Origin of the sequence: Lysobacter sp. CA199 (genome assembly GCF_052078715.1) — a bacterium.
Taxonomy (GTDB): Bacteria; Pseudomonadota; Gammaproteobacteria; order Xanthomonadales; family Xanthomonadaceae; genus Lysobacter.
Genome location: NZ_JBQJIL010000006.1, coordinates 101,133 through 117,249, shown reverse-complemented (window position 1 = coordinate 117,249; position 16,117 = coordinate 101,133). Strand labels below are relative to the sequence as shown.

Annotated in this window: 13 protein-coding genes; 9 read left to right on the top strand and 4 right to left on the bottom strand. The window is 67.1% G+C overall.

The annotated features are described in order from the left end of the window. Positions 1 to 21: 21 nt before the first annotated feature. Complete coding sequence (locus ACTOWJ_RS11905; RefSeq protein ID WP_441334838.1) at positions 22 to 1,530, bottom strand: hypothetical protein; 1,509 nt, start codon at positions 1,528 to 1,530, stop codon at positions 22 to 24. A gap of 246 nt (positions 1,531 to 1,776) precedes the next feature. After that, entirely contained in the window at positions 1,777 to 3,609 is a 1,833-nt protein-coding gene (glmS, locus tag ACTOWJ_RS11900; RefSeq protein ID WP_441334837.1) for a glutamine--fructose-6-phosphate transaminase (isomerizing), read from the bottom strand. Between the two features lie 523 nt (positions 3,610 to 4,132). On the opposite strand from glmS, the gene ACTOWJ_RS11895 reads away from it, so the two are divergent. Beyond that, positions 4,133 to 4,711 carry an ECF-type sigma factor gene (locus ACTOWJ_RS11895; RefSeq protein WP_441334836.1) on the top strand — a complete coding sequence of 193 codons (579 nt, stop codon included), beginning with the start codon at positions 4,133 to 4,135 and terminating at the stop codon, positions 4,709 to 4,711. A gap of 16 nt (positions 4,712 to 4,727) precedes the next feature. Beyond that, positions 4,728 to 7,406 (top strand): protein kinase domain-containing protein, encoded by a 2,679-nt coding sequence (locus ACTOWJ_RS11890; protein WP_441334835.1) that lies wholly within the window; start codon positions 4,728 to 4,730, stop codon positions 7,404 to 7,406. Here ACTOWJ_RS11890 and ACTOWJ_RS11885 read toward each other — a convergent pair. Further along, the gene (locus ACTOWJ_RS11885; RefSeq protein WP_441334834.1) at positions 7,403 to 8,233 is read right to left on the bottom strand and encodes a hypothetical protein; all 831 of its coding nucleotides are present in this window, start codon (positions 8,231 to 8,233) and stop codon (positions 7,403 to 7,405) included. The genes ACTOWJ_RS11890 and ACTOWJ_RS11885 overlap by 4 nt on opposite strands. 430 nt (positions 8,234 to 8,663) lie before the next feature. Between ACTOWJ_RS11885 and ACTOWJ_RS11880 the strand changes: the two genes are divergently transcribed. From ACTOWJ_RS11880 to ACTOWJ_RS11870, 3 genes are all read left to right on the top strand, one after another. Beyond that, positions 8,664 to 9,107 (top strand): DUF6196 family protein, encoded by a 444-nt coding sequence (locus tag ACTOWJ_RS11880; protein ID WP_441334833.1) that lies wholly within the window; start codon positions 8,664 to 8,666, stop codon positions 9,105 to 9,107. A 341-nt stretch (positions 9,108 to 9,448) separates the two neighbouring features. Next, the gene (locus ACTOWJ_RS11875; protein ID WP_441334832.1) at positions 9,449 to 9,736 is read left to right on the top strand and encodes a hypothetical protein; all 288 of its coding nucleotides are present in this window, start codon (positions 9,449 to 9,451) and stop codon (positions 9,734 to 9,736) included. A gap of 70 nt (positions 9,737 to 9,806) precedes the next feature. Beyond that, positions 9,807 to 10,901, top strand: a complete 1,095-nt coding sequence (locus tag ACTOWJ_RS11870) for a DUF6973 domain-containing protein (RefSeq protein WP_441334831.1) — start codon at positions 9,807 to 9,809, stop codon at positions 10,899 to 10,901. A 190-nt stretch (positions 10,902 to 11,091) separates the two neighbouring features. Here the strand turns inward: ACTOWJ_RS11870 and ACTOWJ_RS11865 are convergent, their stop codons facing one another. Next, positions 11,092 to 12,060 (bottom strand): alpha/beta fold hydrolase, encoded by a 969-nt coding sequence (locus tag ACTOWJ_RS11865; protein WP_441334830.1) that lies wholly within the window; start codon positions 12,058 to 12,060, stop codon positions 11,092 to 11,094. Between the two features lie 110 nt (positions 12,061 to 12,170). Between ACTOWJ_RS11865 and ACTOWJ_RS11860 the strand changes: the two genes are divergently transcribed. From ACTOWJ_RS11860 to ACTOWJ_RS11845, 4 genes are all read left to right on the top strand, one after another. Then, the gene (locus tag ACTOWJ_RS11860) at positions 12,171 to 13,028 is read left to right on the top strand and encodes a cupin domain-containing protein (RefSeq protein ID WP_441334829.1); all 858 of its coding nucleotides are present in this window, start codon (positions 12,171 to 12,173) and stop codon (positions 13,026 to 13,028) included. A 290-nt stretch (positions 13,029 to 13,318) separates the two neighbouring features. Continuing rightward, positions 13,319 to 14,260 (top strand): alpha/beta fold hydrolase, encoded by a 942-nt coding sequence (locus ACTOWJ_RS11855; RefSeq protein ID WP_441334828.1) that lies wholly within the window; start codon positions 13,319 to 13,321, stop codon positions 14,258 to 14,260. 175 nt (positions 14,261 to 14,435) lie between these two features. Next, positions 14,436 to 14,936 (top strand): RNA polymerase sigma factor, encoded by a 501-nt coding sequence (locus ACTOWJ_RS11850; protein ID WP_441334827.1) that lies wholly within the window; start codon positions 14,436 to 14,438, stop codon positions 14,934 to 14,936. Between the two features lie 81 nt (positions 14,937 to 15,017). Beyond that, positions 15,018 to 15,935, top strand: a complete 918-nt coding sequence (locus tag ACTOWJ_RS11845; protein ID WP_441334826.1) for a FecR family protein — start codon at positions 15,018 to 15,020, stop codon at positions 15,933 to 15,935. Positions 15,936 to 16,117 lie beyond the last annotated feature (182 nt).

Here is a 16,117-nt window from a genome sequence, read left to right as displayed (position 1 = left end):
GCCATCGAATTTCGCGCGCCGTCACCGTCCAGGCCCGGCCATGCAACCCGGGCCGGCGATATGAGTGTCCAAGACGGAGTAACGCGCCTTCGCTTTTCCGTCGAGTGCTATGTTGGCGAAGCCCCAACCGGACGGCCCGCCCACATTGAGCGCCGAAATCACCTTGTAACTCAGATCCGGCGTGGCGCCGGAGGCGGCCAGGCTGCGCCATCGCCCGGCATCGGACTGTACCTTGCCGCGCCCGACAAAACCGATCTTGCCGCCGCGCCGGTCCACGTCGGCCGTCGAGAACCAGCCGCTGTCGCTGAAACCGATGAAGCGTTCGGGACGGGTCGGATCAGCCAGGCAATACGTCGTATTGAGCAAACGCGCCAGGCCGATGCGGCCCCCGTCCATCGTGTCGAACTCTGCGCCGATCACGATCCGACCGTCGGATTGCAAGGCCAAGTCGATCAGCGCGTTGTACTTGGGACCGAAGTCGATAGGCGGGACCACAAAGTCCGCATCGATGGAACCATCGGGATTGATCCGTTGAAGCCAGTTGCCTTTCGGCTCGGAATACTTGTCCATCACCAAAGCGCGGCCGTCGGCTTGCAATACCAGCGCACCGCCGCCCTGCAGCGTGGGCGACTGGAATCCGTTGTCCAGACTGCCGTCCGCGCGGTAGCGCAGCACCACGCCTGGACCGTTCACGGTAAGGAGATGGCTGGTCAGAATGCCGCCGTCGGCCTGCAATTCCACGCCATGAACCCGATCGTTTTCATCGAAAGGAACGCTGGCGATGCCGCCTTGGCCGAACGCCGGATCCAGCCGGCCGTCGGCTGAATATCGCGCGACCAAGCCTCCCTTCATGGCGCCCACCACGATGATTTTTCCGTCGGGCTGCAGCTTCAACTTCTTGCCGAATGTCCAGTATTGAGTGGTCAAGGGCGGCGCGGTGGCGACCCCGTCGGTGCCGAAACCGCGATCGAGTTGGCCGTCGGCTTGGAAGCGTGCGATCAGCGGTATCGGAACGGCCAATGAATCGTCGAGGTTGTTGACACCCAGCACAATCTTGCCGTCGGCCTCCACGGCCATGTCGTAGGTGTCGACCACGAAGCCCAAATTCGCGGTGACCACTCCGCCCACGCCGAAGTCGGCATCCAGTCGGCCATCGGCGTGATATCGGATGAGCAGCGCGCCGGCATTGAGCGATCCGGCCACCAGGATTTTTCCGTCGCTCTGTACGGCCAGGTTTATGCACGAGTGCCAATCGGAAAAATCGCGCGGCAACTTGATGTACGCCACGCCGCCCTCGCCGAAGGCCGTATCGATTCGTCCGTCGGACTGCCAACGGAACAGACGGCAATTCAAGAACCGCCAGTCCTGATCCACTCCAGCGACGATGTCGAAGGTCAGCAGTTTGCCGTCGGACTGCACCGCCAGATCGACGATGCGGTCCTTGTTGAATGGCGCATCGGATGTCGCGATACCCGCTACGCCAAAACTTTCGTCCAACGCCCCGTCGATCGGTGCGGTTTGTGCGAACACTTCGGCGACCGGAACGGACGCTGCAAGCAGACCTGCGAGAACTGCGAAACGCGTGGAGTGAAGGGACGCGATGCATGACATTGGATTACTCCGGCTGATGTAAGCAAAATGAGCCGTGCTCGCGGCCCCACAGCTCTGTGGATGAGTGCGACGCGGGTGCGGCCATGGCGCCGGCGCTCGGCACTTTCGTTCCTGATCCAAGCAGCGATCGATGGGCCCAAACGAGCCCATGGACCTCGCCGCGCCTTACTCGACCGTCACCGCTTTAGCCAAGTTACGCGGCTTATCGACATCGGTGCCGCGCGCCAATGCGGCGTGATACGCCAGCAACTGCACCGGAATCGCATGCACCACCGGCGACAGCACGCCGACGTGGCGCGGCGTGCGGATCACGTGCACCGCCTCGGATTCGCCGAAGTGGCTGTCCAGGTCGGCGAACACGAACATCTCGCCGCCGCGAGCGCGCACTTCCTGGATGTTCGACTTCACCTTCTCCAGCAGTTTGTCGTTCGGCGCGATCACCACCACCGGCATATCGGCGTCGACCAGGGCCAGCGGACCGTGCTTTAGCTCGCCCGCCGGATACGCCTCGGCGTGGATGTAGGAGATTTCCTTGAGCTTGAGCGCGCCTTCCAGCGCGATCGGATAATGCACGCCGCGGCCGAGGAACAGCGCGTGCTGCTTGGGCGCGAACCGCTCGGCCCAGGCGATGACCTGCGGCTCCAGGTTCAACGCGTGCTGCACGCTGCCCGGCAGATGCCGCAGCGCATCGATGTACTCGGCTTCCTGTTCGGCCGACAGATTTCCGCGCAGCTTGGCCAAGGTCGCGGTCAAGGTGAACAACGCCACCAGTTGGGTGGTGAAGGCCTTGGTCGACGCCACGCCGATCTCGGCGCCGGCGCGGGTGTAGTACGCCAGCTTGCTCGCGCGCGGAATCGCGCTCTCGGGCACGTTGCAGATCGACAAGGTCTTGTCGTGGCCCAGCGACTTGGCGTATTTCAGCGCCTCCATCGTGTCGAGGGTTTCGCCGGATTGCGAAATCGTCACGATCAGCTGCTTCGGATTCGCCACCGCCGCGCGATAGCGATATTCGCTGGCGATCTCGACCCGACACGGCAGGCCGGCGATGGCCTCGATCCAATAACGCGCGGTCAGGCCAGCGTAGTAACTGGTGCCGCAGGCCAGGATCTGCACGCCTTCCAGATCGGCGAACACCTCGGCCGCGGCGGCGCCAAACAGCTCAGCGTTGAACGCGCCCTCGTCCATCACCGCCTCGATGGTGTCGGCGATCGCGCGCGGCTGCTCGTGGATCTCTTTCTGCATGAAGTGGCGATACGGGCCCAGCTCCAGCGAGGCCAGCGACACGTCGGATACGTGCACTTCGCGCTCGATCACCGCGCCCTGCGCGTCGAATACCCGCACCTGCGCGCGGGTCACTTCGGCGGTATCGCCTTCTTCCAGGAAGATCACCCGGCGCGTGGCCTGCAGAATCGCCGAGACGTCGCTGGCGACGAAATTCTCGCCTTCGCCCAGGCCGATCAGCAGCGGGCAGCCCATGCGCGCGGCGATCAGACGGCCGGGTTCGTGCTTGCTCACCACCGCGATCGCGTAGGCGCCGGTCAGTTCGCGCACCGCCGCCTGCACCGCCGCCAGCAGATCCAGACCCTGCTTCTGGTGGTAATGCACCAAGTGCGCAATCACCTCGGTGTCGGTCTGCGATTCGAACGCATAACCGGCCGCGCGCAAGCGCTCGCGTTGCTGTTCGTGATTTTCGATGATGCCGTTATGCACCACCGCCAACTCGCCGAAGCTGATGTGCGGGTGGGCATTGGCTTCGGTGACGCCGCCGTGGGTCGCCCAACGGGTGTGGCCGATGCCGATCTGCGCATGGAAATTCTCGGCCTGGGCCGCGTTCTCCATTTCGCTGACCCGGCCGGTGCGGCGCACACGGCGCAGGTCGGCGCCGTCGAACACGGCGATGCCCGCCGAGTCGTAGCCGCGGTATTCCAGGCGTTTGAGTCCATCGATGAGGACCGGTACCACATCGCGATCGGCGATCGCACCAACGATTCCACACATGCTGAACGTACTCCGGGGGAAGTGGCGATAGTTTATCCATCCCGTCGCGAGGCGGACGCGACACGCGTCTCGTGCGCACGCAGTGGCGGCGCGCGCATTGGCTTGGATTCAGCTAACAGTTGCATGTTCAGCGCCCACGTAGTGATCGCGCGAATACTCGCTTCGTTGGCAGAACGATGACAGTCCTTGACGCGCTGGATGATCGTTACCGTCGATCCGCCACCGCGCTTGCGTTCTCACCGCGCGCCGCCCCCGTCGGACCGACCCGGTCGCGATGGAAGCCGACCGGCCGGCCCCTGCGTCCCCGCACCCGACCGGCTCCGGCCCACCCCGGCCGACCGCGGCGCAGGCGCCGAGCCACCAAGACCGTGCCAAGCCTAGTAGCCGCCGAACCGAGCCGCGACGACGACGCAGCGCGACCCGAGCTCCGGCTACGCGGCTCCAGCGGGTCCACGACGCGACCAAAATGGCCGGCCCGAAACCGAAGCGCTATGCTGATGGCATTCCTCTCGGCGCCCTTCCGATGACCGCCGCTGTTCCACAAGACATCACCCAGCTCCTGCAAAGCTGGCGCGACGGCGATCCCGACGCTGAGACGCAATTGCTCGAACAGATCTACCCGGTGCTGCGGCGTCTGGCTCAGCAGCGCCTCAACCGCAACGGACAACTCACCCTGGTGGCGACCGAACTGGCCAACGAGGCCTACTTCAAACTGGTCGAACAACGCCAGGCCACGTTCCAGAACCGCACCCACTTCTACGCGATCGCCGCGCACGTGATCCGCCGCCTGTTGGTCGATCATCTGCGCGAACGCTCGGCGCTCAAACGCGGCGGCGACGTGTTGCGCGTAACCCTGCAAGCCGGACACGACATCGCCGCGGCCGCGCCGGACCTGGCCGACGCGCTCGATCTGGATCGCCTGTTGCAGCGGCTCGAACGCATCCATGCGCGCGCCGCCAAGGGCGTGGAGCTGCGTTACTTCGGCGGCCTGACCATCGAGGAAACCGCCGAGACCATCGGCGTGTCGCTGCCCACCGCCAAGCGCGACTGGCAGTTCGCGCGCGCCTGGCTGCATGACCAACTGTCTCCGCCCACCGTCTGAGCCGGAGATCTCACCCATGCAGACCTCCACGTCGGTGTGGGCGCAGGCCGCCGAACTGTTCGCGCGAGCGGTGGAACTGCCGCCGGATCGACGCGAGCGGTTCCTGATCGAACACTGCGCGGGGCATCCCGATCCGGCTGCGTTGCGCGCAGCGGTGCAACGCCTGCTCGATGCCCACCAAGCGCTGGACTCGGCGCCGGACGCCGCGCAGGCCGACATCTGGGACGAGGCCGCCAACGCGGCGCTCGCCGATTGGATCGAGCACGACGGCGAACGCCTGAGCCCAGGCAGCCGCGCCGGCGCCTTCACCATCGAACGCGAACTCGGCGCGGGCGGCATGGGTCGCGTCTATCTGGCTCACCGCGAGATCGACGAGGGCCGGCAACACGTCGCGCTCAAGATCGCCACCCTACATCGCCTGGTCCCGCAAGTGCGCCAGCGGCTGCGACGCGAGCGGCAATTGCTGGCGACGCTGGAGCATCCCAACATCGCGCGCCTGGTCGATGCCGGCGAACTGGCGTCGGACCGCCCGTATTTCGCCATGGAATACGTCGACGGCGAACCGATCGTGCCCTATTGCGATCGCCTGCGACTGCCGCTGCGCGCGCGCATCGCGCTGATGCTGCAGGTGTTGTCGGCGGTGGAGTACGCGCATCAACGCCTGGTGCTGCATCGCGATCTCAAGGGCGGCAACGTGCTGGTCGATCGCGACGGCCGGCCGAAACTGCTCGACTTCGGCATCGCCAAGACCCTGGTCGCGAGCGAACCGGCGGCGGGCGCGGCCACCGCCGATGCGCACGCCTTCTTCTCGCCCGCCAGCGCCGCGCCCGAACAGGTGCTGGGCGCGGCGACCGGCGTGGCGACCGACGTGTATGCGCTGGGCGCGCTGATGTACGAGCTGTTCGTCGGCGAATTGCCGCTGACCATGGCCGACGCCAGCCCGGCGATGCTGGCGCACGCCATCGCCACCACCGTGCCGGCGCTGCCCAGCCGCGCGATCGCGCGCCTGCACAAGCAAGCGCCCGAGCGCGCGCAGGCCGTCGCCCAACAACGCCACACCGCGAACGCGCCGAAGTTGAGCCGGCAATTGCAGGGCGACCTGGATGCGATCCTGGCCCGCTGTCTGCGCAAGGAACCGGAGCGGCGTTATCCCAGCGTCGAACGCCTCGCCGCGGACTTGCGCGCGGTGCTGGAATCGCGCCCGATCGCCGCGCGCCACGGCGAATCGCTGTACCGGCTGGGCAAGTTCGCGCGCCGGCACACCGCGGCATTGAGTTTGGCCGTATTCGCCTGCGCGCTCAGCATCGGCTTCGTCAGCCATATCGTGCTGCAGTCGCGCGAACTGGCCGCCGCGCGCGACCGCGCGCAGGCGCGGCAGATCCAGGCCGAACACGTCACCGCCTTCATGATCGATCTGTTCCGCGCCTCCGACCCGGCGCAAGCGCGCGGCCGCGATCCCAGCGCGCGCGAGTTGCTGGCGCGCGGCGCGCAGCGCCTGCTGCACGTCGACGACACCCAGACCCGCGCCGCGCTCGCCGCGGCGATCGCCGATGTGGATCTGGCGCTGGACGATCGCGACGGTGCCGAACGCCATTCCGCCGATGCGCTCAAGCTGTTGCAGACGCTGCCCGAGCGCGATCCGTCGGCCTTGCGCGCGGTCTATGCGTTGCGCGCGCGCGTGGCCATGGCGCGCGCCGAGTACACGGCCACACAGCGCTATCTCGACCAAGCCTTCGCCGGCTTGCCCGCGGCGGCCATCGACGAGCGTCTGCAGCTGCAATCGCTGCGCGCCGGGCTGTATCAGGCCCAAGGCCGGCTGGACGACTCGCTGCGCTTGTGGGAAACGCTGGATCCAGAGCACCAGCGGCGGTACGGCCTGAGCGACCCGCGCAGCATGCAGGCGCGCCGCGCCTGGGCCAGCGCATTGCGCGCATCGGGCCAACAGCCGCGCGCCGCGCGCTTGCTGGCGCAGCTGCCGGCACCGGCCGCGAGCGAACACGGCGACGATCCGGCCTCGGCCAAGGCGATCTATTCGCAAGCCTTGCAACAGCGCGATCAAGGCAACTACCCGCAAGCCGAGCGCCTGGCGCAGCAAGCGCTGCGGATCGACATCAAACTCTACGGCGAGCGCCACGGCGAGACCGCCAAGGCGCTCAATGCGCTGGCCACCATCCGTCAGGCGCGCGGCGACTATCCCGGAGCGGTGGCGTACTTCGAGCGCTCGCTGGCGATCAAACGCGCGGTCAACGGCGACATCCATCCCTCGGTCGCGGGTGCCGAGTTCAATATCGGCGTCATGCAGCATCTGTACCTCGACGCCCCCGCCGCGGCCGAACCGCATTTGCGCAAGGCGGTGGAGATCGGCGCCCGCGTCCTGCCGGCGGAGCATCTGAATCTGGCGATGTACCGGATGGGCCTGGCGACAGCCTTGCACGATCTGAACCGCGCCGCGGAAGCGCGCCGGGTGCTCGCACCGGCGCGCGCGCGTTTCCAGCAGATGTCCGGACAGACCTTGAATCTGGCGTTGGCCCAGGCCGAAACGATCTGCCTGAGCACAACCACCGTCGACGCGGCGGGCAAACGCGAACTGGGTCGCGCACTGGACACGGTCCGCGCCGAACTGGCCGCCGACCATCCCAAGCGCCGGCGTCTGGAGCGTTGCGACGCGCGACTGGATGCCGTGGCCCGGCGCTAGGAGTCCGGCAAGGCCGGTCCGCCGATGGAACCTCCGCTGCCCTCGCCTTCGCCCCCGCACTCCTTGAACTCGCCCGGCCACGACAGATGCACGCCGTCTTCGGGCCCGAGCCCGGTGGCATGCAGCACACCGTTGCGCAAGCGCGTCGGCGTCCATTGCGCGGTCGGCAACTTGAACTGGATCGGTCGCTGCGCCGGGGCATCAGCGCCCTTCGGCAGTACCGACACCACATTTCCATTACGCGCGAATTCCAGCTCAGACCAGGACAGCCTGACAGCGGACTCGTCCACGTATCCGATCGTCATTCTGTCGTGCTCCAGCAACAGTGGCTCGAGTTTGGAGCCGCCCACCGACGACCAGGTCGGGCGCGGCGGCATCAGCCAATCGGCCAGCAACAAGATCTTGTCGCCTTCGCGCGCCAACGACAGCGACAACAACCGCTCCGGCGCGCTCTTGTCCGGCGGCGAGAACAGCCATTCGGCGATGCCCATCTCCGCGTCCCGGCCATCGCCGAACGTCAGCGAGGAGATGGCGACCTTGAAATTCAGGCGATAAGGATTCTGTTGGGAATTGCCGCTTTGCAGACGAAGATACAAACCCTCGTCGAAGCTCAGATCGTGCACCAGATAGGGACCGCGATCGACCAGCGGAGGCGGCATATAGGCCTCGCTGCCGCGAAATATTTCGACTTCGCAGCTTCCTCCGTTCGGTGCCGTCACGCCGGTCCAATCGGGACCCGTGCTTTCATCGCAGAAGTCGTTGCCGGCGACCGCTTGACCGGCGCACAGCGCCAGCGGCGCGACTAACAGTTTCAACATGCTTTTCACGAAAAACCTCCCTGTGGAAATTCGATCGACGACCCATACGACCTGTGCGGCGGCGGGTGCGGGTGCGGGTGCGGGTGCGGGTGCGCAAAGCCTACCTGCGCTTGTGCTGCCGGACCCGCAGCGCAGACTCACCGCCGTGTCCTCGCCACGCCCGACCCGGTCGTTTCGGCCAAGGGCTCGCCCTTCGGTACGCTTGCTGATTCACATACTCGCAATCGGCGGGCATAACGGCTCATCCCGATCGATCGGGCGGCGATCCCGACCCGATCGCCGCGACCCACTTCCGGCAACCGGCAACCGAACTCTCCGCCCCCAACCGATGAAATCGCAGAATCACAATGAGCCGAGCCTGTCGGCCTGGAGATCGTAGATCCTGCGCGTCGCCCCGCATGGCGTCGCCATCGCCCGCACCGATCACGGAAACGACCGCATGCATATCAGCCACGAAACCCCAGACCAGACCGACGCCCGCCTGCGCGGCGTCATCGCCGCCGCCGATCTGGTCTGGCACCCCGGCGCTTACGCGTTCTACGAATTTCCCAAGCGCGCCTTGCCCAGCGACGCGCTCGACGGCGCACTCGCCGCGGTCGCCGACGAGGAGGTCTGGAGCCTGCTCAAGCCGGTGTCCGGACCGGCGCCGGAAACCTTCGCGCTGTTCTCGTTCCACTTTCAAGGCGGCGTGGACAACAGCGGTTTCGTCGGCTGGCTGGCCAGCGAACTCAAGCGCGGGCTCGGTACCGGTGTGTTCGTGGTCTGCGGTCAGAACAGCCGGCGCGGCGGCATCTTCGATTACTGGGGCGTGCCCGAATCGATGCGGGATCAGGCCATGGCCGCGGTCGCACGCTTGCGCGCGAGCCCGTCGCACGGCGCTTGAGCGGCGCCCTCGGCGGAAACCTGGATTGGCGTCGCAGATCGCCGCCCACCTAGGGTTTGTGGGCTGCGCGGCCGCGACATGAACGCGCGGCACGCGTGCTATGTTCGGCCTCAGCCGCACTGAACCCGGATCGAGACGGCCCCGCCATGGCAAGGATTCCGCTGGTTTTTCGCCTACCCCACGGCGCCGCCGCCCCCCGGCCCGCGCCGGACGCGGCCGCGCAAGGTTTGCCGCTGGCCTCTTGCGGGCCGAGCCTGCGCTGGCCGGACTTGTTCTTGCCGACGCACGGCCGCGCGCTGTGCTTGGCCCTGATGGTTTCCCTCTCCTTATCGGCGTGCACCATGCAGACCACGACTTCGTTCGATTCGGCCGCCTGGAAATCCCAGCGCGGCACCAATGCTCAGGACAACCAGCGCGGCGCGATGGTGGCGTCGCTGGAAAAAACCGTCAGCGCCGGCATGCCGCGCGCAGAGGTGATCGCCTTGCTCGGCGAACCCGACTCCACCGATGCCGCATCCTCGACCGACGTCTACGAACTCGGCGTCGCCCGCTTCGGCGTGGACGAGGAGTTCTACCGGATCCAGTACCAGGACGGGAAAGTCGCCTCGCATCGCTGGGGCCGTCGCTGATCCCGGCTTCGACCGCACGCCTTAAGTTCAGCGACACGCCCATACACACGAGCGAATCAGGGAGATCGTCATGGCTGACCGGCCCGATCTGGCTACGCTGCTTACCACTTATCAGGTCGCCGAAGATCGGATGATCGACTACCACCCGCGCCTGGCCGGCAGGTTCGATATTCCGGGCTCCGATTCGGTCAAGGTCACCAAGACCGAAGGCGCGCTGCTCGACCGTCTGACCCAGGATCGCGGCCTGCTGGGCCTGCGCGAGCTCGACGGCATCCGCAAGCAGGCGCTCAACGAAGGCGTCGAGCGTTTTCCCAACAATCCGGTCCCCGGCACGATTCCGGCCGATCGCAGTCGCGAATGGCAGGGCAACGACGGCCACCGCGATGCCTTCCGCCATGCCTACTGGAACGCGTTGATGACGCAGAAGTACGGCGCGGAATGGACCGGCGCGTTCGCCACCGCGCACGAAGGCGTGCCGGGCAACAACGCCAATCGCGAGGCGATGGACCTTTACAACAACAAGATCGGGCGCGAAATCGGCGCCGCCAATCCCAACGTCTCGGCCGAGAAACTGGCCGATCTGGTCGAGCAAAGCTTGAACCAGGGCAAGCTGGTGATGATCGATCGCAACGGCCAACTCGAATGGAGCGATCGGGTCACCAAGGGCCAGCACGGCCTGGCGCCCGATGGCGTGCTGCCGCCGCATCTGCGCACGCCCGGCGTGGTCTACCCCGACAACTCCGTCAGCGCCAACGCCGCGCCCGCCGCCGATACCCGGCTCGCGGCCGCCGAAGCTTCGCCCGCGGTGGAGCGCATGCGTCAGGATCCGCGCTACGGCCAGGTCGTCACGGCGATGGACGCCAAGGGCCTGCACGATGAGACGCTTGCCGCCAATCTGTACTCAGCGGCCGCGCGCGCGAACCTGCCCGCGGTGGCCAGCATCGAGATCGGCCGGCCGGTTCAAGATGCGCAAGGCAACCCCGACCGCAATTTCTTCGTCCTCGACGGCACCAGCGGCCCGCTGGGTCCGAACCACGCCCGGGTCAGCGAGAACGAAGCGCGCGGCGTCACCGTGCAGGTGGCGGCGAATCAGGCTGAGCAAGCGCGCACCGAACAAGTCGCAGAGGTCGAGCAACCGCAGCGCAAGCCCTCGTTCAACGTTTGAGGTTGCGGTAAGCGCATTCGCGCTGCGCGCTCATCCTCTCACCCCACAAGCCTCTCCCGCGGCGCGGGAGAGGGAGAAGATCGCACCTGTTTCCCGTAACGCGGGACGCCCCCAACACTAAGCCCCTCTCCCGCTTTGCGGGAGAGGGGTTGGGGTGAGGGCACGACAGCGACGAGACTTCAATCCGCTGTTACTTGCGCACGAACTCCAACAAGTCGCGGTTCAAACGATCCTTGTGCGTATCCGGCAGACCGTGCGGCGCGCCCGGGTACACGATCAGCTTGGCGTTCTTGATCAGTTTGGCCGAAGCGCGACCGGCCGCGTCGATCGGCACGATCTGATCGTCGTCGCCGTGGATCACCAGCACCGGCACATCGATGCGCTTGAGATCAGCGGTGAAGTCGGTGGCCGAGAACGCGGCGATCGAGTCGTAGGTGTTCTTGTGGCCGCCCTGCATGCCCTGTGAACGGAACGATTCGATCAGCCCCGGCGAAGGCTTGGCGCCAGGCCGGTTGTAGCCGTAGAACGGGCCCGAAGCGATGTCCAGGTACAACTGCGAACGGTTCTCCAGCGAAGCCTTGCGCAAGGCGTCGAAGACTTCGATCGGCAGCCCGCCGGGATTGGCCGCGGTCTTGAGCATCAGCGGCGGCACCGAACTCACCAGCACCGCCTTGCGCACCCGCTCGCTGCCGTAGCGGCCGAGATAACGCGCCACTTCACCGCCGCCGGTGGAGAAGCCGACCAGGACCGCATCGCGCACGTTCAAGGTGTCGAGCACGGCCTTGAGATCGGCCGCGTAATGGTCCATGTCGTTGCCGTCCCACGGCTGGCTGGAGCGGCCATGGCCGCGACGGTCGTGGGCGATCACCCGAAAGCCCTGGTCGGCCAGGAACAGCATCTGCGATTCCCAGCTGTCCGAGCTCAGCGGCCAGCCATGGCTGAAGGCCACCACCGGGCCGTCCTTCGGACCCCAATCCTTGTAGTACAGCTGCACCCCGTCCTCGGTGACGATGGTGTCGGAGGCCTGGCGCACCGATGCGGCCTGCTGGGTCGGCGCGGTGGTCGCCGCGGCCGGGGTCGCGGCTTTCGCGGCGGTGGCCAGGCCCAGGCTCAGCAGCGACAGGGCGAAGGAGCGGTGCAAAGCGGTCGTGACGGTCATGGCGGTCTCTCCGGTTGGGTGGCGGGCGGCTGGCCCGTGAGACGTACTTTGCGCGCCCAATCGGGACTCTACGTAACGTATAGTCCGTAAAACTTTACTCATCGTATGTCATGACCGACCGCCTCGAAGCCCTGCTGGAACGCTTCTCCGCCAGTGCCCGGCTGTTCCACGCCGGCGCCCTGTGCGGGATCAACGACCTGGTGCCGGAGCTCGGCGCCGGGCAGCTGCATCTGGTGCACGGCGGCGTGGTCGAAGTGGTCAACGGCGGCGAGCCGGGCTTGCGCATCGATACGCCGAGCCTGCTGCTCTACCCGCGGCCGATGGCGCACCGCTTCATCACCGACGCCGAGCGCGGCGCCGATCTGGCCTGCGCGAATCTGCATTTCGAAGGCGGCGCGGCCAATCCCATCGCCAGCGCGCTGCCGCCGTTCGTGTGCATCGACCTGCATGAGATCGACGGCGCGCAACCGGTGCTGTCGTTGTTGTTCGAGGAAGCCTTCGACCGCCGCTGCGGCCGGCAGGCCCTGGTCAACCGCCTGTTCGAAGTGGTGTTGATCCAGGTGCTGCGGCATCTGATGGAAAGCGGCCGTACCCGCGTGGGCATGCTGGCCGGGCTGTCGCATCCGCAATTGCGCCATGCACTGGTCGCGATCCACGAATCGCCCGAGCACGATTGGACGCTCGATTCGCTGGCCGCGCGCGCCGGCATGTCGCGCAGCGTGTTCGCCAACGCGTTCCGCGACGCTGTGGGCTGCACGCCCGGCCTGTATCTGCAGCAGTGGCGCGTGGGCCTGGCGCAGCAATCGCTGCTCGGCGGCCGGCCGTTGAAAACCATCGCGATGGACGTGGGCTACGGCAGCGAGGCGGCCTTGTCGCGCGCGTTCAAATCCTCCACCGGTCTGTCGCCGCGCGCCTGGAAGATCCAGGCCTTGCGCGAACACGCGCCCCTGGCCGGACCGAGCCACTGAACACGCGACTTCGTCCACGCACTGCCGTGGCGCGCGGCACGCTCAAGGGATGGGTTCGCGAGGTCGCGCAGCAGCGCGATCAGCCGCGGCGATGAAACAAGGTACGCAATAGTCCGATCCGACCGCACCGCGCTATGCGCCGAGGACGCGGGCCGCAGGGCGGCCCCACCCGCGCAAATCGCAACGCCCCTGCTATTACTGACATGGGGCTTTGAACGCCTCCTTCAAGACTGGTATTTATCCAATAAATTCATATAGTTGCGACGTCACCTCGACAGGATCTGACGACCATGGCCCGCACCGGAACACCGCCCCAGGCGAGCACGACCCGACCGCCCGATGCGCTCCCCGCGTTCAAGAGCGAACCGGCCCGCGAGCGCTTTGTCGCCGCTTACGACGCCGCGCTGGGCGAGTGGCCGGTGCCGTACGAAGCCTTCGAAGTCGCGACCGAATTCGGCTCGACCCATGTCGTCGCCAGCGGTCCGGCCGACGCGCCGTCGCTGCTGCTGTTGCCCAGCTTCGCCGGCACCGCGGTGGCATGGCGGCTCAACATCGCCGCGCTGAGCCGGGACCACCGCGTGTATGCGATCGACGTGATCGGACAACCGGGCAAGGGCTGGGCGCATCGGCGCCTGCGCGATCGCCGAGAATACGCACGCTGGCTCGCGCAATTGCTCGATGGCCTGGGCGTGCATCGCGCATCGATGGTCGGTTGCTCCTTCGGCGGCTTTCTGGCCTTGAACCAGGCCTCATTGACGCCTGAGCGGGTCGAACGGGTGGTGTTGATCAGTCCGGTCGGAACTTTCGCTTCGCAGTATTGGAAGCTGATCTATTCGGCGCGGATCAAACGGCCGCTGCTCAATCTCGTGCGCCGCCTGCGCCGCACCCCGCATGCGCCGAGCATGGCCGATCTGGGCATGCGTCCGCGCGACGAACGCTGGGCCGCGTTGATGGCCGCGACGATGTCGTCGTTCGCGCAGGTGAGCGTCATCAACCCCGCGGTGCTGGGCCGCGGCGAACTGCGCGCCATCCGCGCGCCGGCCTTGTTGTTGATCGGCGACGGCGAGCGGCTCTACGACGCCGCGACGATGCTGCAATACGCGCGCAGACGGATGCCGCGCCTGCAAGGCCGCGTCGTCGCCGGGGCCGACCATATCGCGGCGATGGCGCAGCCGGAACAGGTGCAAGAACTGATCCTGCAGTTCCTGCGCTCGGACACCGCCGCGGCCTGAGCCGAGGCGCACATTCTCAACGCTGCGCGCCGGCCAACTGGGCGGCCAGACCGGCGAACATTCGGCCTGCCACCGTCACAAAGGCAAATGACAATCAGTCTCATTTAATGCTAAGGTCTGCATCCGCCGGCCTCATTCCCGACGCAACGCCGCTCGCCTGCCCCCTCCACAGACGATGTCTTCCAACGCCGCTCTCCTCACCTCGCTGCTGGTCTCGGAGCGCGAGCGGTTGTTGCGCTATCTGCGGCGTTATCTCGATCGCGCCGAAGCCGAAGACGCGTTGCAGTCGATGTATTTCAAAGTCATCGCGGTGGCCGGCGAGCCGCCGATCGCCGATGCACGCCACTACCTCTATCGCCTGGCTCATCACCATGCGGTCGATCAGGGCCGCGCCGAGGCGCGACGACGCAAGCTGCGCGATGCCGCGGCGGCGTGGCTGGAGGACGACGCGCTGCCCGATACGGCGCGCGTGGTGTTGGCCCAGGACGAGCTGGCGCGGATCGCCAAGGCCGCCCGCGATCTGCCCGAACGCTCGCGCCAGATTTTCCTGCTCAACCGTTTCGAAGGCCTGACCCAGCGCGAGATCGCGCAGCGGCTGGAGGTCTCCACCACCACCGTCGAAAAACATATCCAACGGGTGCTGCGCCTGCTCGATCAGGCGCGCGAAGGCGGCTGATCCGCGCCAATGCCGCGGCGGGGTTGGGTAACCGCGCCTCACGCTCGTCACTATTCAAGTCCAGGCAGCCTCAGCCACCGCATGACCCATGCCGCGCCCCCCGACTCACCCGATCACTCGCCGCACGACCGCGTCGAGCTCGCCGAACAGGCGCGCCGCTGGGTCGGCCGGCTCGCCTCGGGCGAGATGGACGAAGCCGAGCTGGCCGCGTTCGAAACCTGGATGAATTCGCCGCCGCAACACGCGGCGTTCGCCCAGCAACGCGCGCTGTGGCGCGGGCTGGAACCGCTGCGCGATGCGTTCGAAGCGACCGTCGCACCGGTCGCGGCAGTCGCGCCGATGTCCACGCCGCGCCGCCACGGACGGCGACGCCGCGCGATCGGCTGGAGCCTGGCCACCGCCGCCTGCCTGACCGCGGCGATCGCCGCCGCGCCGGCGCTGTCGCTGCGGCTGCGCGCGGACCACCACAGCGATGCGGCGCCGATGCGCCTGGTGCTGAACGACGGGTCCGAAGCGGTATTGGATGCCGACTCAGCGATCGCGGTCGACTACCGCGACGGCGAACGGCGCATCGAACTGCTGCGCGGCGCGGCGTGGTTCCGGGTGGCGCACGGCGATGCGCGCCCGTTCCGAATCGAAGCGCTGGACGGCGTCAGCCGCGACATCGGCACCGCGTTCGAAGTCAGATTGCAGGACGCGCGGGTGCATACCGCGGTCAGCGAAGGCCTGGTCGAAGTGGAATCGGGCGGCGGCGCGACCTCCGTGCGCGCCGGCCAAGCGGTTGCGTACATGGCGGGCGGCGCGGTGTCGCGTCCGGTTGCGATCGATCCGGCCGACATCGCCGGCTGGCGCCGCGGCGAATTGCTGCTGGACGCGGTCTCGCCCGAACAAGCGCTGCAACGGATCGCGCGCTACCGCCAGGCGCCGGTATGGACCCTGGGCTCGTTCGCTGGCGCGCCGCGGATCACCGCGACGCTGCGCACCGATCGGCCCGATTAGGCCATCGAGGCGATCGCCAGCAGCGCGCACCTGCGCGTGCAGCGCCTGCCCGGCGGCGCCTTGCTGGTGCGTCCGCCGGCGCGGTGATTTTGTTCGCGCAGGGGGTTGGGTGGACGTCTTCGAGGACGTCCTGTAGTTCGTAGCCGCGAGACGCGCATCGCATCTCAAGCCAAATGCCGCGC